Origin of the sequence: Paracraurococcus lichenis, from assembly GCF_030657435.1 — a bacterium.
GTDB classification, from domain to species: domain Bacteria; phylum Pseudomonadota; class Alphaproteobacteria; order Acetobacterales; family Acetobacteraceae; genus Paracraurococcus; species Paracraurococcus lichenis.
The window spans coordinates 43,821-65,603 of sequence record NZ_JAUTWS010000034.1 but is presented as its reverse complement, the minus strand read 5'-3'; the positions used below and the strand labels follow the sequence as shown (position 1 = coordinate 65,603).

Annotated in this window: 21 protein-coding genes; 18 read left to right on the top strand and 3 right to left on the bottom strand. The window is 69.3% G+C overall.

Annotation, left to right across the window (positions count from 1 at the left end):
• The first annotated feature begins 174 nt into the window (after positions 1-174).
• The 8 genes from Q7A36_RS25860 (at position 175) to Q7A36_RS25825 (ending at position 8,398) form a co-directional block, all read left to right on the top strand.
• The gene (locus tag Q7A36_RS25860) at positions 175-543 is read left to right on the top strand and encodes a hypothetical protein (protein ID WP_305106653.1); all 369 of its coding nucleotides are present in this window, start codon (positions 175-177) and stop codon (positions 541-543) included.
• Positions 544-731: 188 nt separating this feature from the next.
• Entirely contained in the window at positions 732-3,029 is a 2,298-nt protein-coding gene (locus tag Q7A36_RS25855) for a flagellin (protein ID WP_305106652.1), read from the top strand.
• Positions 3,030-3,176: 147 nt separating this feature from the next.
• The gene (gene flaF / locus Q7A36_RS25850; RefSeq protein WP_305106651.1) at positions 3,177-3,593 is read left to right on the top strand and encodes a flagellar biosynthesis regulator FlaF; all 417 of its coding nucleotides are present in this window, start codon (positions 3,177-3,179) and stop codon (positions 3,591-3,593) included.
• Positions 3,593-4,072, top strand: coding sequence for a flagellar biosynthesis repressor FlbT (locus tag Q7A36_RS25845; RefSeq protein ID WP_305106650.1), 480 nt, complete (start codon positions 3,593-3,595; stop codon positions 4,070-4,072). The genes flaF and Q7A36_RS25845 overlap by 1 nt, the downstream gene beginning before the upstream one ends.
• 27 nt (positions 4,073-4,099) lie before the next feature.
• Entirely contained in the window at positions 4,100-5,200 is a 1,101-nt protein-coding gene (locus Q7A36_RS25840; RefSeq protein WP_305106649.1) for a DUF1217 domain-containing protein, read from the top strand.
• A 6-nt stretch (positions 5,201-5,206) separates the two neighbouring features.
• Complete coding sequence (locus Q7A36_RS25835) at positions 5,207-5,770, top strand: GAF domain-containing protein (protein ID WP_305106648.1); 564 nt, start codon at positions 5,207-5,209, stop codon at positions 5,768-5,770.
• A 91-nt stretch (positions 5,771-5,861) separates the two neighbouring features.
• A complete protein-coding gene (locus Q7A36_RS25830) occupies positions 5,862-7,790 on the top strand; it encodes a PAS domain-containing sensor histidine kinase (protein ID WP_305106647.1) in 1,929 nt (642 codons plus the stop codon).
• The gene (locus Q7A36_RS25825) at positions 7,787-8,398 is read left to right on the top strand and encodes a response regulator transcription factor (protein WP_305106646.1); all 612 of its coding nucleotides are present in this window, start codon (positions 7,787-7,789) and stop codon (positions 8,396-8,398) included. The genes Q7A36_RS25830 and Q7A36_RS25825 overlap by 4 nt, the downstream gene beginning before the upstream one ends.
• Positions 8,399-8,420: 22 nt before the next feature.
• Here Q7A36_RS25825 and Q7A36_RS25820 read toward each other — a convergent pair whose 3' ends face one another.
• On the bottom strand, positions 8,421-9,032 hold the full coding sequence (locus Q7A36_RS25820) for a hypothetical protein (protein WP_305106645.1): 612 nt from the start codon (positions 9,030-9,032) through the stop codon (positions 8,421-8,423).
• A 578-nt stretch (positions 9,033-9,610) separates the two neighbouring features.
• Here Q7A36_RS25820 and Q7A36_RS41645 point away from each other — a divergent pair.
• Complete coding sequence (locus tag Q7A36_RS41645; protein ID WP_370655709.1) at positions 9,611-9,895, top strand: ribbon-helix-helix domain-containing protein; 285 nt, start codon at positions 9,611-9,613, stop codon at positions 9,893-9,895.
• Positions 9,896-10,320: 425 nt separating this feature from the next.
• Here Q7A36_RS41645 and Q7A36_RS25815 read toward each other — a convergent pair whose 3' ends face one another.
• Complete coding sequence (locus tag Q7A36_RS25815; protein ID WP_305106644.1) at positions 10,321-11,238, bottom strand: replication protein RepA; 918 nt, start codon at positions 11,236-11,238, stop codon at positions 10,321-10,323.
• Positions 11,239-11,470: 232 nt separating this feature from the next.
• A complete protein-coding gene (locus Q7A36_RS25810; RefSeq protein WP_305106643.1) occupies positions 11,471-12,481 on the bottom strand; it encodes a LacI family DNA-binding transcriptional regulator in 1,011 nt (336 codons plus the stop codon).
• A gap of 221 nt (positions 12,482-12,702) precedes the next feature.
• Here Q7A36_RS25810 and Q7A36_RS25805 point away from each other — a divergent pair, with 221 nt between their 5' ends.
• The 9 genes from Q7A36_RS25805 (at position 12,703) to Q7A36_RS25765 (ending at position 21,391) form a co-directional block, all read left to right on the top strand.
• Entirely contained in the window at positions 12,703-13,590 is an 888-nt protein-coding gene (locus tag Q7A36_RS25805) for a dioxygenase family protein (protein ID WP_305106642.1), read from the top strand.
• Between the two features lie 74 nt (positions 13,591-13,664).
• Complete coding sequence (locus tag Q7A36_RS25800; protein WP_305106641.1) at positions 13,665-14,687, top strand: quinone oxidoreductase family protein; 1,023 nt, start codon at positions 13,665-13,667, stop codon at positions 14,685-14,687.
• Between the two features lie 11 nt (positions 14,688-14,698).
• Positions 14,699-15,676 (top strand): tripartite tricarboxylate transporter substrate-binding protein, encoded by a 978-nt coding sequence (locus tag Q7A36_RS25795; protein ID WP_305106640.1) that lies wholly within the window; start codon positions 14,699-14,701, stop codon positions 15,674-15,676.
• A gap of 568 nt (positions 15,677-16,244) precedes the next feature.
• Positions 16,245-16,664 carry a hypothetical protein gene (locus Q7A36_RS25790; protein ID WP_305106639.1) on the top strand — a complete coding sequence of 140 codons (420 nt, stop codon included), beginning with the start codon at positions 16,245-16,247 and terminating at the stop codon, positions 16,662-16,664.
• 54 nt (positions 16,665-16,718) lie between these two features.
• Positions 16,719-17,255, top strand: coding sequence for a lytic transglycosylase domain-containing protein (locus Q7A36_RS25785; protein ID WP_305106638.1), 537 nt, complete (start codon positions 16,719-16,721; stop codon positions 17,253-17,255).
• Positions 17,256-17,269: 14 nt separating this feature from the next.
• Entirely contained in the window at positions 17,270-17,470 is a 201-nt protein-coding gene (locus Q7A36_RS25780) for a hypothetical protein (protein ID WP_305106637.1), read from the top strand.
• A gap of 2 nt (positions 17,471-17,472) precedes the next feature.
• Complete coding sequence (locus Q7A36_RS25775; RefSeq protein ID WP_305106636.1) at positions 17,473-17,787, top strand: type IV secretion system protein VirB3; 315 nt, start codon at positions 17,473-17,475, stop codon at positions 17,785-17,787.
• Positions 17,780-20,308 (top strand): VirB4 family type IV secretion/conjugal transfer ATPase, encoded by a 2,529-nt coding sequence (locus tag Q7A36_RS25770; protein WP_305106635.1) that lies wholly within the window; start codon positions 17,780-17,782, stop codon positions 20,306-20,308. The genes Q7A36_RS25775 and Q7A36_RS25770 overlap by 8 nt, the downstream gene beginning before the upstream one ends.
• Before the next feature lie 336 nt (positions 20,309-20,644).
• Entirely contained in the window at positions 20,645-21,391 is a 747-nt protein-coding gene (locus Q7A36_RS25765) for a type IV secretion system protein (RefSeq protein ID WP_305106634.1), read from the top strand.
• Positions 21,392-21,783: the final 392 nt, after the last annotated feature.

Here is a 21,783-nt window from a genome sequence, read left to right as displayed (position 1 = left end):
GGCCCGCCCGCCGCGGCGCGAGGGCGCGCTTGGCGGCGGGCTCGGCTCGAGCGACTTCGACTACGTCATGGACGAGGCGCTCGGCGCGGCCCTCGCCGCCCGCGGCGGCCTCGGCCTCGAGAAGCCGATCACCGAGGCCATCCGGCGCAGCCAGGGCACACGGGCGAAGAAACCATGAGCGACGCGGTCGAGACGGCCCGCTGGCTCACCGAGCTACTGCGGCGGGAGACCGTGGCGGCGCGCCGGGCCGCCCTGCCGGAGCTGATCGTCCTGGCCGAGGAGAAGCGCGAGGCCTTCGCCCTGCTGGCGGCGGCCGGCACGCCGCAGGGCCCGGAGGCCGAGGCAGCGACCCGCGCCCTGCTGGCGGCGGCGGAGGAGAATGCGCTGGTGCTGGGCGCGGTCGCCGGCGCGATCGGGACCATGGAGACGCGGCTGCGGCGGGAGCTGGCGGCGGCGACCGATCCGGGCGTCTATGCGCTGCAGACGAGGCTGCGCCGGCCGCCACGGCACAGCCTGGCGGCGCGGGTGGACCGCCTGGCCTGAGGCGGGGTGGCCGGCTTCCGTCCCGGCCGGGCTGCCAGATTATGCGAAAATGCTCTATCAGAGGGCAGACCGCCGTTGCGAAAACATAGGATCCTCGATTAGAACGATAAGGCAGCCGGCGACGGCGCTGGCCGCACCCCTCGCGTCAGAAGGCGCTCCCGCAACCATCCCGCGAAAGGGAGCTTTCCGTGCCTTCTTCGATTCTGACCAACAACGGCGCCATGGTCGCTCTGCAGTCGCTGCAGATGACCCAGAAGAACCTGCAGGAGACGCAGAACCGCATCTCCACCGGCCTGAAGGTCGCCACCGCGAAGGACAACGCGGCGACCTGGTCGGTCGCCACCTCCATGCGCGCCGACATCGCCAACCTGAAGCAGGTGAACGAGGTCCTCTCGGTCTCCTCGGGCGTCGTCACCACCGCCGCGACCGGCACGCAGAACGTGGCGGACCTGATCTCCAAGATCCGCGAGGCCGTCACCTCCGTCCAGGACGGCGTGAAGAGCGCGAAGACGGTCCAGGCCTCGATCGACGCCTATCTCGGCCAGATCAAGAGCATTGTTGACAGCTCCTCCTTCAAGGGCGTCAACCTGCTGAACGGTAGCACCAGCGGCGACACCAAGCTGCTCGCCTCGGTGAACAGCAACGGCGGCGCCCAGACCCCGGCCTACATCACGGTCGGTGCGCAGAACCTGACGATGGGCACGGGCGGCTCGCTCAATGTCCTGCAGGGCTTCTCGGTTGCCGGCGTGGTGAACAAGTGGGCCTACAGCGCCCCGACGGCGACCTCCACCTCCGCGGGCAGCCAGCTCGAGGTCGGCGACTCCCTCACTTTCAGCTTCACGCTGAACGGCGCCAACAAGACCGCGACCTTCACCAACAGCACCGCCGCGACGCTCAACATGAGCAACGTGGATGACGTGGCGACGGTGATGGCGGGCATCCGCGACGCGATCAACACCACGGCCGGCACCAGCAATCAGATCGCCAGCCTCGACACCATGGGCCGCCTCGTGGTGGACAACACTAAGGGGACCGACACCATCGCCTTCAACGGCGCTAGTGCCCTGGCCATCGGCATCGACAGCGGCACCGCCATTACCCTGGGCACTGCGACCAACCTGGCCCCGCAGGCGCCGAAGTACATGTATGCAAAGCCGACCGGCACGCCGACGGCCTCGACCGTGTATGACTTCAGCTTCAACATCAACGGCAGCGACGTCGCCGCCAGCTACACCGTCCCGTCCGGCACCACCAGCTACGACACGGTGATGACCGGCGTGATGAACGCCATCAACGCCAAGGCGGGCGTGGGCAACAGCATCGCCTCGCTCGACGCGGCCGGCAACCTGGTGGTGGATGCGAGCAAGGGCAAGGACGCCATCGCGTTCGACGGCGCGACCGCGCTGAAGACGCAGGGCGGTTCGCTCGGCGCCTCCGGTGCTGTCGCCCAGAAGTACACCTACACCACCCTGGCGGCGCTGACCGCCGCGGCGGTGACGGGCGACACGCTGACCTTCGCCCTGAACGTGAACGGCGCCGACAAGTCCTACACCGTCAGCGTCGACACGCTGGTCGCCGGCTCCGCCCGCGGTGGTGCGGCGCTGGGCGACTACGCGGCCTCTGCCGCCGGTGGCGATGCGCTCATCACCGACCTGGCGACCTACATCAACACCCTGGGCTACGGCAGCATCGCCTCGAACGGCGGCTCCGGCGCCACCACCGCGCTGGTGATCGACAGCAAGAACGCCCCGCTCGGCGTCGACGTGCGCGGTGGCGTGTCGACCGCCGGCATCACTAAGACCGGTACCGTCGCCTTCGCCGCGATCAGCGGCAACACGGGCGGCAACAGTGGCACCACGACATCGCAGGTGGAGTTCGACTTCTCCAACACCCAAGTGGCCGGTGACGTCCTGAAGTTCAGCTTCACCCAGGGCGGCGCGACGAAGACGGCGCAGGTGACGGTCGGCGCCACCCAGACCAAGGCGGAAACGCTGCGGGCCCTGGCGAAGGCGATCAACACCGCGGCGGGCGCGAGCGTCGCCGCGGTGCGAGGCGACGTGACGGCGGAGAAGCTTTACGTCGACGGCACTCGCGCGAGCTCGGCGGTGACCTTCAGCTCCACCTACACCAATGACCTCACCGGCGTGACGCATGCCTCCGCGAACCCGATGACGACCAACAACCAGACGGTCGTCTCGGACACTTCCTATGCCGGGCTGCTGTCCGTCCTCAAGACGGCGGAAACCGCGGTCCTCTCGGCCGGTGCGGCCTTCGGTGCGGCCCAGGTCCGGGTTGACACGCAGAAGGACTTCATCGGCAAGCTGGCGGATACCCTGACGACCGGCGTCGGCGCCCTGGTGGATGCCGACATGTCCGAGGAGGCCGCCCGCCTCACCGCGCTGCAGACCCAGCAGCAGCTCGGCACGCAGGCGCTCTCCATCGCCAACCAGGCGCCGCAGAGCATCCTCTCGCTCTTCCGCGGCTGATGAGCCGGAGGGGGCGCCCCGCGCGCCCCCTCCACCCCCCTCGGATCTCGGCCGGACATCGCCTGCCGCCTGCCTCACCCCCGGCTCCCCCAGCGGCAGGCTGGCCCGGCCGAGGTCCGACCCCCGCCCCGTCTCCGGAGAACCTACGTGGAGCCTGCTGACCCGTCCGCTTTTCCCTCCCGGCCCCGGGGCGCTGGGGCGGCCTATGGCTCGGTCATCCGAGAGACCGAGACGCCGCGTGACATCGAATACCGAGTCCTGGCCCGCACCACCGCCCTGCTCGAGGCCGCGACGGCCGAGGGCGCCGGTCCCGCCGCGCTGCCCACGGCGGTGCACGACAACCGCATGCTCTGGACCGCCTTCGCCACGGACCTGGCGCATGCGGAGAATGCCTGGGACGATGCCGGCAAGGCGCGCCTGATCTCCCTCGCCGCCTGGGTCATGGCGGAAAGCGACCGCGTCCTGCGCGGCACGAAGGCGCCGCAGGCGCTGATCGATATCAACCGCACCATCATGCAGGGCCTGAAGCCCGTTACGCAGATGCAGCCCGAAGGCAAGACCTGATGTCCCTCGTCGTCAAGCTCGCCGCGGGCGAGCGCCTCTTCATCAACGGTGCCGTGCTGACCAATGGCGACCGTCGCGCGCAATTGCTGGTGGAGACCGAGGCGCAGGTGCTGCGCGAGCGCGACATCCTCTCGGCGCAGGAGCCGCTGACGCCGGTGCGCACCGCCTATTTCGCCGCGCAGAACGTTGCCCTCGGCCTGCGGCTCGACCTCGCCTCCAGCGCGCCCTTCCAGGCGCAGATTGCCCGGCTGCGCACCGCCTTCATCAAGCCGGAGCATCTGGCGCTGCTGGACGAGGCGGAGAAGCATATCGCCGCCAGCAATGTCTACCGCGCGCTGAGCGCGCTGCGCGACCTGGTGCTGTACGAGGCCGCGGTCCTCGGCATCCCGGCGCCGGAGCGCTTCCGCCGCACGACCCAGGCCGCCGGCGAGGATACCGGGTCGCGCGGGCCGCGTGTGACCGGCGCGCTGCTGCAGTAGCCCGGGGCGGGGAGAGGGAGCACGGCGATGGGCATCGACAGCGTCGGCCTCGGCCTGCCGGACGGCATGGCGGGCTGGTCCATCCTCTCGACCCGCAAGGCCACCGACTTTAAGGCCCTGACCAACGACCCGCAGGTCAAAGCCGATATCGACTACCTGAAGCAGAAGCTGCCGACCAAGGCGACGGCCAAGGACATGCTTGCGGATCCGCGGCTGCAGCGGATCGTGCTGCAGGCCTTTGGCCTGGACAGCCAGATCGGCATGACCGCCCTGGTGAGGAAGGTGCTGGAGAGCGACCCGAGCGACACCGCCTCCTTCGCCGCGCGGATGACCGACCCGCGCTACATGACGCTGGCCAGGGCGCTGAACTATGGCGGCCTCACGATCCCGGCGATCCCGGCTACGCCCTCGGAGGCGACCGTCACCGTCGAGGGGCTTGGCGGCCAGGACCTGGTCAAGACCTTCAGCGGCACCTTCGGCGGCATCGCCGTGAAGGATCTGTCGCTGCGGGACGCAACGACGACCGCCGCGCTGGCGGGCAAGCTGCAGGATGCCTTCCGCCGCGCCGATGGCGGCCGCAGCGACATCTCGGTCAAGGTCTTCGGCACGCAACTCGTCCTCACCGACGCCAAGGGCCGCGGCGCTGCCAAGGGCTTCACCTTCGACACCAGCGGCTCGGCCAAGGCGGCGCTGGGTGCGACCAGTGTCGGCCGCCCGGCGACGCCAGCGCAGGGCGGCCCGAACGTGGGCAATGCCTCCATCCTGGATGCCATCGCCCAGCGCTACACCCAGGCGCGGTTCGAGGCCGCGGTCGGCACCGGTTCCGACACGCTGCGCGCCGCGCTCTATGCCCAGCGCCAGTTGCCGCAGGTGAGCAACTGGTACAGCGTCATCGCCGACAGCAACCTGTCGCGCGTGGTGCGCGGCGCGCTCGGGCTGCCCGACAATTTCGTCAAGGTCGACGTGGACCGGCAGGTGGAGATCCTGAAGTCGAAGCTGAACATCGCCGACTTCAAGGACAGCAAGAAGCTGGGCGCGCTGCTCAACCGCTTCGTCGCCCGCGACACGGCGGCCGCCAATACGGGCGCGACCAGCGGCCTCCTGGCGCTTTTCCAGCCGCAGGGCTGAGCGGGCATGGCGGGCCTGATCGACGCCGGCGCGCCGTCCCCACCCCGCCAGGGCGGGCCGCCGGGCTTCGCGGAGATGCCTGGCCTCGCCGCCCTGCGCTCCTATCGCGCGCTCGATGGCCGGAGCGAGCTGGTGCTGGACCGCCTGGTCGACCTCGCCGCCCGGATCGCGGATTGCCCGGTTGCCTTCCTCTCCCTCGCGGAGCCCGGGCATGGCTGGTCGCGGCAGGCCCCGACCTCCTTCGGGCCGGAGCGCGAGCAGGCTTTCTGCGCCGAGGCAGTGTTCGCGGCGGATGGGCTGCTGGTGGTGGAGGACGCCGCGCAGGACCCGCGCTTTGCCGACAGCCCGCTGGTCGCGAGCGAGCGCGGCATGCGTTTCCTCGCCGGCCTGCCGCTGCGGCGGCCGGATGGGCGCCCGCGCGGAACGCTCTGCATGGTGGACCGGGTGCCGCGAGCGCTGGACGCGGAGCAGCGCGGCCTGCTCATGGAGCTGGCCGGGACCATCGGGGCGGTGCTGCAGTTGCGCCACTCGGCTCGGCGCGGGCGGCTCCTCTCGATGACCAGGCTCTGACCCGGACCGACCTGTCCACAAACGGGGAAGGCGGGTGTGCAGCCCTGGCGCCTCTCGCGCCACCGCGCCGCATGTCCCTGCCGGAGGCCTCTTGAGCGTCCCGCCCGACCCTGCCCGTTCTGCGCTACGCCTGCGCACGCAGCTTCTCCTCCTCGGCATCGCATGGCCACTGCCGGCGCTGGGCCTGCTGCTGGTCCTGCTGTGGCAGGCCCGCGACGCGGGCCCGCCGGCCGTCGCGCTGGCGATGGGAGCCCTGGCGCTGACCGGCGGCACCGCGGCGATGATCGCGCGGCGCCTGCTGCGGCCCCTGCCGGGCCTGCTGGCGCAGGCGGCCGCCCTGGCCGGGGGTGGTCCGCTACCGGGGCCGGCGGCGCGGCCCGCCCCGGGCGCTTTCCGCGTTGCCGAGTTCGAGGCCCTGGCCGATGCGCTGGTAGCCGCCGGCACGGCCCTGCGGGAGCAGGCCGACTGGGCCGGGCGAGAGGGCGCGCTGCTGCGCTTCGTACTCGATGGCACGGCGGATGCGGTCTTCGCCAAAGACCTGGAGGGCCGCTACCTCCTGGCCAACGAGGCAGTGGCGCTGATGCTCGGCCGCCCGCTCGAGCAGGTGCTGGGTCGCACCGATGCCGCGCTCGGGCCGGCGGCGGCTGGCCTTGCAGCGGCGGACCGCGAGGTGCTGCAGCTCGGCCGCAGCGTCACCGCCGAGGCGGTCTGCCCCGATCCGGCCGGCGGGCCGCCGCGGCTCTTTCTCATGACAAGCGCGCCTTGGCGCGTGCCCGGCGCGCCGGCGCCGATCGGCGTCATCGGGCTGGCGCAGGACATCACCGAACGCCTGCGCGTACGGCGCCGGCTGCGGCTGGCGCTCGATGCCGCCGAACTCGGCACCTGGAGCCGGGAGCTGGGCGGCGCGGGCGAGGTCCTCGACTGGGACGAGCGCTGCCGGCGGCTGCACGGCCTGCCGCCCGGAGTGGCAACGACCCTTGCCGCCTGGCTAGCCCTGGTACCGGAGGAGGACCGGCCGGCGATCCTGGCGGAGCTTGGCCGGGCGGGCGACCCGGGCGACCCGGACGACACGGTGCAGTGCGAGTACCGCATCATCCTGCCGGATGGCGGCCTCCGCTGGCTCGCCGCCACCGGCCGCACCGATTTCGCGCCGGATCCGGATGCGCCGGAGGGCCGCCGCGCGCTGCGCATGCTGGGCATCGTCCGCGACGTCACGCCGGCCCGCCGGGCCGAAACCGCGCGGCGCGAGAGCGAGGCGCGCCTGCGCGCGACTGAGCGCGAGCTGCAGCAACTGGCGCGGCGGGCGACGGTCGGCGCCATGGCGAGCGGGATCGCGCATGAGCTGAACCAGCCGCTCGGCGCCGCCAGCAACTACCTCGCCGGGGCGGTGCGGCTGCTCGGCGCCGCCGAGGGCCTGCCGCCCCAGGCCCTGCCGGCGCTGGAGCGGGCGGGGGCGCAGGTCCTGCGGGCCGGGGCGATCCTGCGCCGGCTGCGCGACTTCCTCGGCGGCGGCGAGGCGCAGCGAAGCCCGGCGCCGGTAGCCGAGGTGGTGCGCGAGGCCGTGGACATGGTGCTGCACGCCATGCCGGAGGCGGGGCTGGAGCCGCTGGATTTCGCGGTCGACCCCGGCGCCGGCGAGGCCGCCATGGACCGCGTGCAGGTGCAGCAGGTGGTGGTGAACCTGGTGCGCAACGCGGTGGAGGCAATGCGCGACCTGCCGCCGGGCCGGCAACGGGCCATCTCGGTCACGGTGCGGCCAGAGGGAGCCGCGGCGGTCGAGGTAGTGGTGGCCGATACCGGGCCCGGCCTGCCGCCGGCGGTCGCGGCCCGGCCTTTCGAAGCCTTCCGGTCGGCCAAGGAGGGCGGGATGGGGATCGGGCTGTCGATCTGCCGCACCATCGTCGAGGCGCATGGCGGCCGCATCGCCGCGCAGGCCGCGCCCGGCGGCGGCACGGCCTTCGCTTTCACCTTGGCGCGGGCTGGCGGCCTCGCGCAGCCGGCGAGGGAGGACGCGGCATGACCGGGCTGCCGGACCTGGTCGTCGTCGTGGACGACGACGCAGAGTTGCGCGCCTCCATCGAGTTCCTGCTCTCGACCGCCGGGCGACGCTGCCTCGGCCATGCCAGCGCCGAGGCGCTGCTGGCGGCCGGCCTGCCGCCCGGGACAGCCTGCGTGGTGGCGGATGTGCGGCTCGGCGAGGGGATAGACGGCGTGGCGCTCGTGGAGGCGTTGCACCGTCGCGGCGAGCCGGTGCCGGTGGTGGTGATCACCGGCCATGGCGACGTGCCGCTGGCCGTGCGCGCTATGCGCGCCGGTGCGGTGGACTTCATCGAGAAGCCCTTCGCCGCCGAGCGGCTGCTGGCGGCCATCGTCGAGGCTGCGTCGCGCCAGGCACCCGCCGATCCGGCCGCGGCGGAGGCAGGCGCGCGCGTCGCCGGCCTCACGCCGCGCGAGCGGCAGGTGCTGCAGCGGCTCGTCGCCGGGGAGCCGAACAAGCTCGTCGCCCACGGGCTCGGGATCAGCCCGCGCACCGTCGAGACCTATCGCGCCTCGATCATGCAAAAGCTCGGCTGCCGTGCCTTCGCGGAGGCGGTGCGCGTCGCGCTCGCGGCCGGGCTCGGCCCCTGAGCGGCGCGTCACCGCCGCAGCGTCACCCGCGCGGCGAGTCGGAGAGGCGGGCGAAGGGACCGTAGAGCTCCTCGAGCGTCATGCCCTCCTGCAGCCTGGTGTAGCGTAGGCTGGAGCGTGGCTCCCGCGGCTGCACGGCGAGCAGTTGCCGCCCCGCCCGGTCGAGGAAGAGGCGATGCGGATAGACCTCGCCGCGATGGATCACATAGGCGCGCTTCGAAGCCTCGGCGGCATCGCCTAGATCCGCGATGGCCCACCGCCGCCAAGTCACGGCCCAGGACTCCCGGCTGTCCAGCGTCGTCGCCCGGCCGGCCATCTCCGCATTGCCCTCTGCGCGTAGCCGGGTGATCTCGCTGACCCGGGCGAGTTCCTGTGCCAGCCGGGAGATCACCGGGTTCGGCTGCTCCTGCCGCGCCGTCGCCTCCGCCAGGGTGGTGACGGCGGTGAGTCCGCTGAAGCGGGAGGGCGAGTAGTCCGTTGGGGTGCGGACCGGATCGGGATGACCTGCATCAAGCGGCCGCGCGAGATGGAAGCCGAACCTGGCGCCCGCGGGCAGGCTGGGCAGCAGGCCGGGCGCGTGCAGCGTCTGCGGCTTGGGTGGCGACCGGTGCTTCGTCCTGGGGAACACGGCCATGGCTGGAGGTCCTGTGCGACGCGTGGCCGGGCCGTGAGTGCCCAGCTGCGGTCGGTGGTGGCTTTCGACGATGCTGGCCCTTGCCGCGCCGACCGTACCCCGCCGGGCAAGCCGCACGGGCCTGCGCCTACCCGATCCGGAGACGGCCGCCAGATGGCAGGAGAGTGCGACGCGCGGTACCGGAGGGGATCGACCGGATCCGGGCGCCGCCACGCCCTGCGCGTGGCGAGGCTCTCTTCTGGAGCCGAGGGACGAGGCCATTCTAGTGCTCGGACCTGGACAGGAGCGACCCCGGGAAAATACGGAGCCGGCGCTACGGCCCGACCGCGTCGGGCCGCTGCCCGGTCTCCGCGTGCCCGTCAGCACACCCTATATCGGTTGCTGGTCATTGTGGGAGATGTTTCGGGTTGCAGTTTAACAGATGTTAACCTGTAGCATCGCCGCCGGCTTCGCAATGCGTGCTGGATAAACAAGCCATCTTCGCGGCGCCGCGCACAAAGCGCGCTCGATATCTGCTGTGATTACTAAACAAATTCTCCAAACTTCTTTCGTGCCCGCACCATAATGCGCCTATCAGCATGTTCTTGTTTCACCCCAGTTGTCGAATCGACTTTGCTTCATGGCACAATGTGACACTCAGTTTCGTCCCGCCCTGGAGACTTACCGTGCAAACCAGGACCGTTAAGCTCACCGAGCGGCTCAATGCCTTCATTGAAGAGGCTGTCGCCTCGGGCCGATATCTCGACGATGGCGATGTCGTCCGCGAGGCTTTGCGCCTCCTCGCCCTCCGTGAATGGGAAGACGGCACTGCCCCAGCATCTGCTCCTCTACCCGCCGGCGCAACTGCTCCAAAGGCCGCATAGGATCGCGAAACTCCAGCCCTGGGGCATCCGCTCATCAACCTGTTGACGAAGTCACCCTGACTTAATTCCATTTGCCGCAGGACGCGAGCAGCAGGTGTGGCATGGCGCTGGGACGGCAATACGCACAGGGCCAGATTGACGCGCGACATCGGCGGCTGCCCGAAGCTCGCCAGGAGCTCTGGGGAGAGCTCCGCAGGCATCCCAGGAAGTCCCTTATTCATACGCGCTCCGCTTGTGTGGCGTTGCCTTCCGCACGCTGATGATGTGGCCGACCTCGTGCTTGACAGGGTCGGTGTGCACCACGAACAAGACCACGACCCCGCCCGCGCTGCCGACCATTTGCCAGCGGTCGCCTTGCGGATGCAGATCCGGGCGTTCACTAAGAGTGTCCCACAAAGGGGGCGGGCGGCCGTAGAGTCCAAATATCAGGCGGTGGCCAATCGACGCTCCGCCACCGGCGGCGGCGACGGGTAGAGGATCAGCCCGTCCTTGTCGTCGATCACCAACTTGGCCTCGGGATAGACCGCCAGCGCCAGGACTAGGTTAGCCGTCGCGTCGCGGCGGAACTTGCGGGCCACGGCGTAGGACTGGCCGAACTGGCTCTTCAGGGCCGCCCAGGAGATCGGCACGGGTCGATCCAGCGCATGCAGGCGGTAGGCGAGCCAGACATAGAAGTCGATCGCCATGGACCGGTTGGAAATCTGCCGCACCGCTTCTTCCCGCAGCGGGAGCGGGTGGTCGATCAGCGACTGATAGAACCCTTCGTCGAGGCGGACCCGGTCCTGCCACAGGGGAAGCTGGGCGGCCGTAGAGTCCAAAGGCAGTATGGCGTCCCGCACGAACGCGCCGTTGGTCACCATCTCGACGGTGTCGGTGCGCCGAAAGAAGGTCAGGCGACAGCGGCTGATCCGGCGGCTCTGCTCCCGCACGATCTGATAGGTCTTGCCGCCGGCCGGGATGTCCATAGCGTTCAGCCAAGCGTTCATTGAAGCCCCGAGCTCGACCTCGCGCGAGCGGGTGCGTACCGCCTGGGTCTGCAAGTAGAGCAGGATCATGCGGGCGATAGAGCCATAGGGAATGCCAACCGGGTTACCCTCGGCGTCGTTTCCGCTCTCCACCAGCAGCCGGACCGGCCCGGCATCCTTCTTCCAGATCGTCTCAAGGGTCTTTTTGTGTGGCAGCGCCGCCATGGCGAACCCGGCATGGGTGATGCCGATCCGCCCCTTCTCGTCGCTGAGAACTCCGAACGCAGCATCCACCGCCATGCGCTCGGCTTTGTCCATGGCTTGCGCCCGAGCAGCCTCGATGCCCTGGGTGAGTATCAGCTGGTGGACCTGTCCCATAGCGTCACATCAACCAGATCCACCCCAAGGCGCAACCTGGACTCTACGGCCGGGAGCTATTCGAAAGGTATTTTGAATTCTCTATTTGCAATACGGCCCCAGAGTCCAAGGAATAACCTGGAGTCGCGGCCGCAGAGTCCAAAAGGGTGGCCGTAGAGTCCAGGCCGGCACCTGTGGGTTGCCGACGATAAATCGAGGAAGCGGCGCACGGTTAGATCGAGGCTGCAGAACCTCAGGCAGGGTCTGTCGCGGAAGGGGGTGCGGTCGAGGCACGCACCACGATCTCGGGTCGGAGTAGTGTCGTGCAGCCGGGCGGTATTGCGGTGCGATCCTCGATGGCGCGCAACAGCAGCCGTGCTCCCTCCTGCCCCATCTCGGCATGGCCGATGCGCACCGTGGTGAGCGGCGGCGCGACCATGTCAACAAGCGGCATATCGTTGTGCCCTGTCACAGAGACGTCCCGAGGCACCGTCCGACTCAACCCGGCGAGAGTGTCGTAGGCGCCAAGGGCGAGCAGGTCGTTGGCGCAGGCGAGCGCGGTCAGGTCCGGTCGGCGGGCAAGCAGGCGCGCTGATGCGACAGCACCGGCTTCGCGCGTGTACGCCATTGAAGATTCGACTGCAGAAGCATCGAGCCCATGCTCCACCATGACGCCAACGAAGCCCAGGCGGCGTCGTGTTCCAGTGGTGAGGCCGATCGGGCCGCCGACATGCCCGATGCGACGGTGGCCGAGCGCGACCAGGTGCTCGACAGCAAGCCGCAGGCCGCCGGCATCGTCGGGCACAACGGCCGGCACCCGCGCCGCCGCCTCTGTGCGGTTGATGAGCACGACGGGTGTTCCGCGCGCCAGGCAGTGCGTCACGACCGGGTCGTCGCGTTCGGTCGCGGTCGCCAGGAGTAGCCCGTCCACGCGCCTGGAACCCATGCTGTCGGCGAGCGCCAGGGCGCGCGCCGGATCGTCGCCAGGGTCCGCAACGAGCAGTGCATAGCCATGCGCAGCCAGGACCGCCTCCGCGCCCGCCAGTATCGGCGCGAAGACCGGGTTGGCAATGCCCGGCACCAAGGCGCCGATCAGGCGCGAGCGGCCTGTGCGGAGCGCCGCGGCAGTGGCATCGGGGTGATAGCCGAGGCGCTTGGCCTCGGCCAACACGCGAGCCACGACCGCATCGGCGACGAGGTGGCGTGTGTCCGGCTTGAGGGCGCGTGAGGCAGTTGAGACATGCACGCCGGCGGCTTCGGCCACTTGACGTAGCGTGGGCGGGGCGGGCCTGGCGGGCGCCGGGCCCTTGGGGAGACGCCGAGAGCACTGAACTAGGCCACGCGTCATGCAATGCTTTGTAGGCACTTGCCCGCAGGCAGGGAAAGTCGCGGCGCTGTGAGGTCGATTTTCCTTGCTCTCGCTTGTGCGCCGCCACAACCATCCGGTGCAGCAAACGGTTGCAAAGGCGCAGCAGGAGGCCGCGCATGATCCTCGACGGGCAGGAGGACGTCACCGCCGCTGTCCGGCTAGCCATGGCCGACACGCCGGACCCGAGGCTGCACCAGATCATGGACGCACTGGTGCGTCATGCCCACGCTTTCATCCGAGAGGTCCAGCCCACCGAGCAGGAGTTCGAACAGGGCCTCGATTTCCTGGGCGCGGTTGGCCGCGCCTGTACCGATCGGCACAACGAGATGGTGCTGTTCGCCGACGTGATCGGCGTCTCCACCTTGGCCTGCCTGCTGAGCGACAGGCGGCACGGCGCGACCGAACCCGCCGCCGCACTGCTCGGCGCATTCTGGCGTGACCACTCGCCGGTGACACAGGATGGCGGCTCGCTTCTACGCAGCCCGACCCGGGGTCCGAAGCTCTTTGTCCGTGGTGTCGTGCGGGAGCCGGACGGCCGGCCTGTCGCCGGTGCCCGCGTCGATGTGTGGCACGCCTCGCCGGCTGGATTGTACGAGCATGAGGATAGCGGCCAAGCCGAGATGAACCTGCGAGGCCGGTTCGAGACGGATGCCGAGGGTGGCTTCCGCTTCGTCTCGGTCCGTCCTGCCGCCTATCCCGTACCGACCAGCGGCCCGGTAGGCGCATTGCTGCGGGCGCAGCGGCGCTACCCCTTCCGCCCCGCGCACCTGCACTTCCTGATCCACCGACCGGGCTACCGAACGCTCGTTACCCAGGTTTTCGTGAATGAGGACGATCTGCTGGAAAGGGACATCGCCTTCGGTGTTGCCCGCCCCTTGATTGGCAGTCTGGTCCACCATGACGGCCCGGCCCCGGACGGCAGCGTGGGCGAATGGTACTCGCTAGACCACGCCTTCACCCTACGCCGGGGGCGCGCCCGCCTTCCCCGCCCGCCGATCGCGTAAGCCCGGCTGTCGGACGCGCGCCGCCAGGCCCGTCAGTTGCCTTCGCCTGAACCGCGCAGCACGGAGACCGTGCCATGTCCGTTGCCCTGCAGCAGCCAATGATCCACCACGGTGCCGCATTGCGGGTCGTAGCGCAGGCAGCGGACCTCGATCATCTCGTCCTGCCAGTTGAGATCCGCGCCATCCCGGCCCTGCAGAAAGGCGCCGCTCTCGTCCAGATCGCCGCTGCCGGGGTGAACCCGTCGGACGTCAAGGCCGCGCTCGGCGCCATGCCGCAGGCCGTCTGGCCACGTACGCCTGGCCGCGACTACGCCGGCACAGTGGTGGACGGCCCGGCTCACCTCGTCGGCAAAAGCGTCTGGGGCACGGGTGGGGATCTCGGTATCACGCGCGACGGCACCCATGCGCGATATCTCGTGATAGCCGCCGAGCATCTGCGCGAGGTGCCAGTTGGCCTGTCACTGCGTGAGGCGGGTGGAGTGGGGGTGCCCTTCGTTACCGCCTGGATCGGGTTACGCGATGCGGGGGGCGTCAGGCCGGGCATGGTCGTCCTGGTTCTCGGTTCGAACGGTAAGGTCGGGCAGGCCGTCACTCAGCTCGCCGCTATGGCCAGTGCGCAAGTCATCGGCGTGGAACGTGCGGCCCGGACTGGGCGCGGCCATGCGGTCGGGCCAATCACGGTTGTCAGTGCCGACGCTGGAGACGTAGCCGAGCAGGTTCTGGCGCTGACAGGCGGGCGCGGCGCCGACCTCGTCTACAACAGCGTTGGCAGCTCCTACTTCGAGACTGCCAACCGTGTCCTTGCCCGCGGCGGCACCCAGGTCCTCATCGCCACGATCGAGCGCACGGTCAGGTTCGACATCCTGGCGTTCTACCGGGCACGGCACCGCTATGTCGGTGTGGACACGCTCGCCCTGAACAGCGGCGATTGCGGAGTGGTGCTTGATACACTCCGGCCCGCGTTCGAAAGCGGCCAGCTCAAGCCCTTCGCGGTGCCGGAGGCGAATGTTTTCGGGCTCGCTGAAGCGCTCTCGGCCTACCGCGCTGTGCTCGCCGGCACGTCAGAGCGAATAATCCTGGAGCCCTGCCGGGATTAAGGAGGACTGCCATGCACCGAAGGGGCCTGCTGACCGCAAGCCTGGCCGCGACAGCGATGCTCACCGGCGGCGCGGGCGACCCTGACTGGCCGGCGCGCCCCATCACCCTCGTCGTGCCATTCACTGCGGGTGGCCCAACCGACGTGCTAGCCCGGACCCTCGCCGAGCCTATGTCGCGCGCCCTCGGTCAGCCGGTGACGGTGGAGAACATCACTGGCGCAGGCGGTACTGTCGGTGCCGCCCATGTCGCACAGGCGCGCCCCGACGGCTACAACCTCCTGCTCGGCAATATCGGCGTAGCAACCTCTGCGGCTCTCTATCGCAATTTGCCTTATGATCCCGCGACGGCCTTCGAGACCATCGGTTTGGTCAGTCCAGTGCCGATGGTGCTGGTTGCCCGGCCGGACCTGCCAGCCCGCAGCCTGTCCGAGCTGCTGGCCTGGGCCCGAGGCCGAGGCGCAGCGGTGAACTTTGCGCATGCCGGCGTCGGCTCTGCCAGCCACCTCTGCGCCACGCTGCTCCGCGTCGAGACCGGCATTCCAATGACGGCTATTGCTTTTCGCGGCACGGCCCCCGCGATGAAGGAGCTCATGGCCGGTCGTATCGACCTCACCTGCGACCAGACCACCAGCGCGTTGCCCTACGTCCGGGATGGCCGGGTAAAGGCGATTGTTGCCACGACCTCGGCGCGCCTGCCCGTGCTGCCGCAGGTGCCGACCGCCGCGGAAAGCGGGCTGCCCGCGCTGGAAGTCACCATCTGGCATGGGTTGTACGCACCGCGTGGCACACCGGCACCAGTGGTGGAGCGGCTCTCGCTGGCCCTGAAGGCCGCGCTGCGCGACGAGCGCGTTGTGGCCCGGCTTGCTGATCTGGCGACCACGCCGGAGCCGCAGGAACGCGCGACGCCGGCAGCTCATCGCGCCTTGCTCGAAGCCGAGATGGCGCGCTGGCGGGCAGTCCTGCAGGGTGCAGGTGGCCTTGTCGAATAACGATGGCCCCGCCCGGGTTGCGGTCGGTATCCACTAAGCATGCCTCCCACGGCGCATGAGCCTTCTATTGCTCCTGGCCAGCTCGATGTGTGTGTTTGTATTGCTCGCCAGTTTGTTCACGCAGTGCCGGCAACGCATCACGTCGGCTCTCGCCACTGCGGCATAAGCGAAATACATGACGCGAGCCGACCCTGCGTCAGTATGCGCGAAGAAACCGGATAGGCAACACCTCCGTAATCTGCGCAGGACCGCTCGGGGCGGGAAGGGATGGGCGCACGGGGAGCGTGTGCTGAAGCAAGAATGAACCCGCATAGGATGCAGAGTCGGCACAACTTGTCGCGAACTTGTGCGGCCAGACCCTGTTGCAGGGTATGAGATCGTTTGCGTAGCCTCTTACCTATCACAACGCATGCCGCACGGGTGCCAAGATGGCATCGTTAGAAGAGTGCCGGTCTGTTCTGTGCCTATATTACCTGCATGGCGTATCGTCCGCTCTCTGCCAGCAGATTGCCAACTCTGCCGTCCGGTTCAAGCTGCCGCCCCGTGCTGTGCGGGGGCGGCCGAATCTGTGGGCGAAGTACGCGAGGGCGAACTGCTCGAGGGCCTGCGCCGGGGGGGGTGGGTTATTGGCGTGCTGGTGGCCGAGCAGCGGCCACCTGGCGAGCCAGACGTTATCGAATACACGCCTTTCCTGCTGCTCAACTGGCATCGTGGATATGTCGGCCTTGCCGCTTGGCGCGGTGGCGTACGCAGTTGGCGTGACTTCGACCGCCTGCTGCGGTTCCTGCGCGAAGACCTGGGCTGGCATGGTCCAGTCTGTCTGCACGAGCCCAACGACCGCCGGCTGCGACAGCAAGCCGAGATCTGTCGTGTTCTCGGCCTCGACCCGCTCCGCCCGCGATGGCGACCACGTACCCCTTCCGATCCATCCTCCGAAGGATCGGACGACACTGGAGACTCAACCGCGGGCGACAACACCAAGGCGTAGCGGCGCCAGAGAGCACGCGTCCGCACCACGTTTTCCGCCGCCGAGAGATTTCCGATGAGCGCCGCCCTCACCGCAGCGGCCTTCCACGCGCTGGCTGCCGTCTGTGCACCCGGCGTAGCACCCGAGACGCTGGCCGCCATCTCTCGAACCGAGAGCGGCCTGCATGTGCTGGCCATCGGCGTCAACGGCCAGGGCGGTGGCACCCTGCTGCCTGCAACGCGCGACGAAGCGGTCGCAGAGACACGGTCACTGCTTCGCGCGGGCCGTTCCGTCGACCTCGGCCTCATGCAGATCAACAGCCGCAACCTCGGCTGGCTCGGCCTCACCGTTGAGGACGCCTTCGACCCCTGCCGCAACCTCGCCGCCGGCGCCCGGCTGCTGACCAGCCTGAGCGCCTACAACACCGGCCACCCTGGGCGCGGCATTGCCAACGGGTACGTCGCCCGCGTGCTCGCCGCCGGTGCGTCCAATGCCGAAAGACGTTTGCCTGCGCTCGCTGTGCCGCCGCCCTCCGATCCGCTCCCGCCCCATAAGTTCACCCTTGCCCTCGGCGGCACGGTCCAGGGGCGGACGCTGACCTACGGCCGCTAGCAGGAGATCCTGCCATGCAGACCTTCATCACCGGCGTCCTGACCTTCATCCGCGGCGGCTGGGGCGTGTCGCTCATCACCCTCGCCGTCATCTGCTGCTTTCTCGCCGCCGCCGCGCAACTCCTGCCACCGCGCGTCGGCTTCGTCGCCTTCGCCAGTGGCCTCATGGCCTGGCTCGCCTCCTTCCTGATCACCTCCTACATGCAGGCGCAATAGCCATGGCCGGCCTGGAACGGGACACCCTGTTCCTCGCCTGCACCAGACCGGCGATGCGCATGGGCTTGCCCATGGAGGCCTGGTACCTGCTTGTCTTCGGCACCGGTGTCGGCGGCATGTATCTCGGCCACCCGCTCTACTGGTTGCTGGGAGCCATCGCCTACCTGCCGCTGCGCGCCATCAGCAACCGCAACCCGAACTTCTTCCGTGAGTGGCGGGTCTGGATGAACACGAAGGCCGCCGTGGCCGGCGGCGTCCTGTGGTCCCTGCCGGCCGGCCGGCCGCTCCGCCCGCCTCGGGACCACGCCGATGCCTAGGCACCGCGCCGATCTTGCGCACTGGATCCCGATCGAGGACACCCTCTCCCCGACCGCCCGCCTATTGCGCGGTGGCCACGTCCATGCCGCCTTCGAGGCAGACGGGGTGCACGGCGACACCGCCGACGCGCTCACCATCGCGCGCTGCCACAGCGGCCTCAACACCGTGCTGCGCAACCTCCGCGATAGCCACCTCATCATCAAGGTGGCCCTTGTCCGCACCCACGCCGACCCAGCCACCTGGCCACATCAGCGCTGCACGATCCCCTTCATCGAGGACGTGACCCACGCCTACCGCGACCGCTTGCTGGACCGACGTCTGTACGAGAACCGGCTGTTCATCACGCTCGAGTACCGCGCCGGCAAGGCCGTGCCCGGGATGTCGCAGGCCGAGCAGACCACCCAGGAGCGTCTCGACCTGCTGGAGCGCGCCTGCACGCTGCTGCAGGCCTCGCTCGCCGACTACGGCCTGCGCCGTCTCGGCCTGGTCGAGCGAGAGGTGCCCGGCGGCCGCCAGGTCTTCGACGAGGTGCTGGAGGCCGCGGCGCTGATCGCCACCGGCCTCTGGCGGCCGGTCGGCATGACCCGCGGCCGCCCCGGCGATGTGGTGCTGACCGAGGACGTGGTGCTGCACCACGAGCACCTCGAACTCCGCAGTCCCGGCAGCACCACCTATGCCGCCGGACTGACCTTCCGGGAGTACCCGGCCCGAACCTACCCTGGCATCCTGAACGGGCTGCTCGCCGCGCCCTTCCGCTTCTCGCTCGTGCACAGCTTCCGCTTCCTGGAACCAGCCGAGGGCCAGGGAATCATCACCCGCAAGCAGAACAAGATGCTCTGGGCCGGCGACAAGGCGGCCAGCCAGATCGCCGGCCTCGTCCTCGCGGCCGACCAGCTGCAATCCGGCGAGTTCGTCATGGGCGAGCACGCCATGACCCTGTGCGTCTTCGCCGACCGCGCCGGCACCGGCTCGGCCCTGTACGACCGCATCCTGAACCGGGTGCGCGATGCCGTGGCCCGCGCCGGCTTGCCAGCCCATGCGCTCGACGTGTTCGACGGCGCGGTCCAGGACGCCATTGGCCGACCCGACAGCAACCCGCTCTCCGACGTGGTCAACGCTGCCTGGCAGCTGCTCGGCGCCACCGGCTGCACTGTTGCCCGGGAGAGCCGCGCCCTGATGGGCACCTGGCTGTCCATGCTGCCGGGCAACGACCAGCTGCACCCCCGGTCCGGCGCCATCACCAGCCTCAACTTTGCCGGCTTCTGCCCTCTGCTCGGCTACGCCCGCGGTCCACGGCTCAGCCGCTGGGGCAAGCCGATCGCGGTCACCGTCTCGCCCGGCGGCACGCCCTACCACTACCACTGGTACGACGGCACCGGCGACAGTGCGGTCGGCAACACTCTCGTCACCGGCTGGACCGGCTCGGCCAAGAGTGGCACGACCGGCTTCCTGGCGCTGTGCACCGTCGCCCGGGTTTGGGAGAACGGCGGCGGCTGGATCGGCCTCGACCACAAGCGCGGCTGGAACGCCCTGACCCTCGCCATGGGCGGGTCCTACAGCATCCTCGGCGACGGCGAGCCGGCCTTAGCGCCGATGAGGGCGCTGCCCAACACGGCACGCACCCGCGAGTTCCTCAATACCCTGCTGCGCGGCTGTATCCTCCAGGGCGGTACCTGCGAGATCACGCCAGAGGAGGAGTATCGGCTCGAGCTCGGCATCGCCACCGTCATGGAGAATCACCCCGAGCACCGGTGGATCCGCGAAGTGCAGGCCTTTCTCGGCGACCATCCGGACGGCGCCGGTGCTCGGCTGCGTAAGTGGTGCTGGGGCGAGGAGCTGGGATGGGTGCTCGACGCTCCGGTCGACCGCGTCGACATGAGCCGCGACATCAACTGCTTCGATACCACCCGGCTGCTGGCCAACGAGCGTGCCCGTGGGCCCGCCATGTTCACCCTGTTCTTCCGGATCGAGCAACGGCTCGACGGCAGGCCGCTGCTGATCACGGTGGACGAGGGCTGGTACGTGCTGATGGAGAGCACGGTCTTCGCGCCGGCCATGGAGAAAATCAGCCGCACCATCCGCAGCAAGAACGGCGTGCTGGTCTTCATCACGCAATCGCCGGCCGACCCGGTGCGGGCCGGCTTGGGAGCCGCGCTGGTCGAGCAGTTCCCGAACCAGATGCATTTCTCCAACCCCAAGGCTCGCCGCGAGGACTACCGTGCCCTCTCGCTCACCGACGGTGAGTTCGACGCGATCATGGGCCTGCAGAAGGGCACCGGCGCCTTCCTGCTACGTAAGGGCACCCACAGCAGCATCCAGTGCGTGCCGCTGGCCGGCCTCGACGATGCGCTGGCCATCCTCTCCGTCTCGGAGGCCAACCTCGAGGCCATCGACAGCATGGCCGAGGAGGACCGGTCCGACCCGATCCGCTTCCAGGCAGAGTTCCACCGCCGTCGCAAAGCCATCGCCGCCCGGCTCGCGCGTGAGCAGCAGCGGCAGGTCCAGGAGGAGCCGTCTTAACATCTTCCCCGCCGTGAACGACGGGGATTTCCTCCGCAGGAGGGCCATGTTCGACCCCGAGCGAAAGCAGCAGCCGATGGCTACCACGTCCGCTCTTATTCACTGCCTGGGATACCCTTCGGCCTCCGCCTTGCGGCGGACCAGACAGCGGGAACTCGGTCTCTTTAGCCACGCCCCGTCGCCCAATGGCGATCAAGCGGAACGCGGGAGCGATGCTCTCGCATGCCGCCGAGAGCGGCAAGTCACGGTGCCGATGGTGCCATCGCATACATCGCGCTGCGCGCGATCCGCTATCCCTCTCCGCCCTAAACAGCGGGGTTTCTCACGGAGCTACCGATGAACTGCCTGATCCTCGCCGGCGCCGTCGGCGCAGCCCTCGGCCTCCTCCCGCACGGGCAAGCCCGGGCGCAGATCGCGGTTTCCTGTGTCACCTGCCCGACGGAGGTGCAGGAGGCGCTGCGCTTCGGCAAACAGCTGGCCGAGTACGCCAACCAGCTGCGCGAGCTGCAGGCGATCTACTACCAGGCCAACGCCACCTACCAAGCCTTCACCAACATCCGCGACCTCGGCTCGGCGGTGGGCGCCTTGCAGACGGTCGGCATCAGCAACCCGCTGCCGGTGAACCCCTACGCGCTGCAGGCCCTCATGGGCGGCTATGGCGGTGCGCAAGGCATGATCGGCCAGATCGGCAACCTGTTCGCGACCAACAGCCAGAACCTCTCCGTCTACCAATGCAACAACGGCTCCTGGCTGTGCGGGGCCATGGAGCGCTTTCGGAACGGCGCCGCCGGCACGCAGGCCGCGGCGATGCAGCTCTACACCTCGGCCGCGGACCGGGCGCCGCAGATCATGGCGCTGCAGGTACAGATCGCAGCCGCCCGCACACCGGCCGAGCGCGAGGCACTGACCGCCCAGCTCACCGCAGCTAACGCACAATCCAACAACCAGCTCGTGCAGGCGATTGCCGTGCAGACCTTCGGGCAGCAGCAACTTGCGATGCGCGAGCAGCAGGGCACCGAGCGACTGCAGCAGAGTATCGACGAAGAACTGCAGCGGCTCCGCGCCAGGGGTTACCTGCAATGAGCCGGCGCACCACGACGCTCACCGCCCTGCTGCTCGCCGCCGTGCCGGCTGTGGCCCAGCAGCCCTCGCCATCGGCGACGTGGTTCGCGGACAACCCCGGCCCGCGCAATCGCATCCTCGACCTCTGCCGCGAGCATCCCGGTCCAGCCGAACGCGATGACCGATGTAAGGCGGCTTTCGAAGGCGCGGGTATCGCGGCCGCGCGCGAAGCTCGCCGCAGCCGTGGGGATCTTACGCCTCCAACGTCTCTCAAATATTGGCTTGATAACCCCGAAGAGCGTCGGGAGCATCTCGCAACTTGCGAACGCGTATCGGCAGAAATTGCAGAGCGCCTTTGGTGTGCGCAGGCCAGGGAAGCTGAACGTCGCGCACGTGGCGGAGGGATCTCACCT

Excerpts from the sequence above, each read along its gene's own strand:
- Q7A36_RS25860 (WP_305106653.1), top strand. The coding sequence starts at position 175 with ATGAGCGACGCGGTCGAGACGGCCCGCTGGCTCACCGAGCTACTGCGG.
- Q7A36_RS25845 (WP_305106650.1), top strand. The coding sequence starts at position 3,593 with ATGTCCCTCGTCGTCAAGCTCGCCGCGGGCGAGCGCCTCTTCATCAAC.
- Q7A36_RS25840 (WP_305106649.1), top strand. The coding sequence starts at position 4,100 with ATGGGCATCGACAGCGTCGGCCTCGGCCTGCCGGACGGCATGGCGGGC.
- Q7A36_RS25835 (WP_305106648.1), top strand. The coding sequence starts at position 5,207 with ATGGCGGGCCTGATCGACGCCGGCGCGCCGTCCCCACCCCGCCAGGGC.
- Q7A36_RS25825 (WP_305106646.1), top strand. The coding sequence starts at position 7,787 with ATGACCGGGCTGCCGGACCTGGTCGTCGTCGTGGACGACGACGCAGAG.
- Q7A36_RS25820 (WP_305106645.1), bottom strand. The coding sequence starts at position 9,032 with ATGGCCGTGTTCCCCAGGACGAAGCACCGGTCGCCACCCAAGCCGCAG.
- Q7A36_RS41645 (WP_370655709.1), top strand. The coding sequence starts at position 9,611 with ATGTTCTTGTTTCACCCCAGTTGTCGAATCGACTTTGCTTCATGGCAC.
- Q7A36_RS25815 (WP_305106644.1), bottom strand. The coding sequence starts at position 11,238 with ATGGGACAGGTCCACCAGCTGATACTCACCCAGGGCATCGAGGCTGCT.
- Q7A36_RS25805 (WP_305106642.1), top strand. The coding sequence starts at position 12,703 with ATGATCCTCGACGGGCAGGAGGACGTCACCGCCGCTGTCCGGCTAGCC.
- Q7A36_RS25800 (WP_305106641.1), top strand. The coding sequence starts at position 13,665 with ATGTCCGTTGCCCTGCAGCAGCCAATGATCCACCACGGTGCCGCATTG.
- Q7A36_RS25795 (WP_305106640.1), top strand. The coding sequence starts at position 14,699 with ATGCACCGAAGGGGCCTGCTGACCGCAAGCCTGGCCGCGACAGCGATG.
- Q7A36_RS25785 (WP_305106638.1), top strand. The coding sequence starts at position 16,719 with ATGAGCGCCGCCCTCACCGCAGCGGCCTTCCACGCGCTGGCTGCCGTC.
- Q7A36_RS25780 (WP_305106637.1), top strand. The coding sequence starts at position 17,270 with ATGCAGACCTTCATCACCGGCGTCCTGACCTTCATCCGCGGCGGCTGG.
- Q7A36_RS25775 (WP_305106636.1), top strand. The coding sequence starts at position 17,473 with ATGGCCGGCCTGGAACGGGACACCCTGTTCCTCGCCTGCACCAGACCG.
- Q7A36_RS25770 (WP_305106635.1), top strand. The coding sequence starts at position 17,780 with ATGCCTAGGCACCGCGCCGATCTTGCGCACTGGATCCCGATCGAGGAC.
- Q7A36_RS25765 (WP_305106634.1), top strand. The coding sequence starts at position 20,645 with ATGAACTGCCTGATCCTCGCCGGCGCCGTCGGCGCAGCCCTCGGCCTC.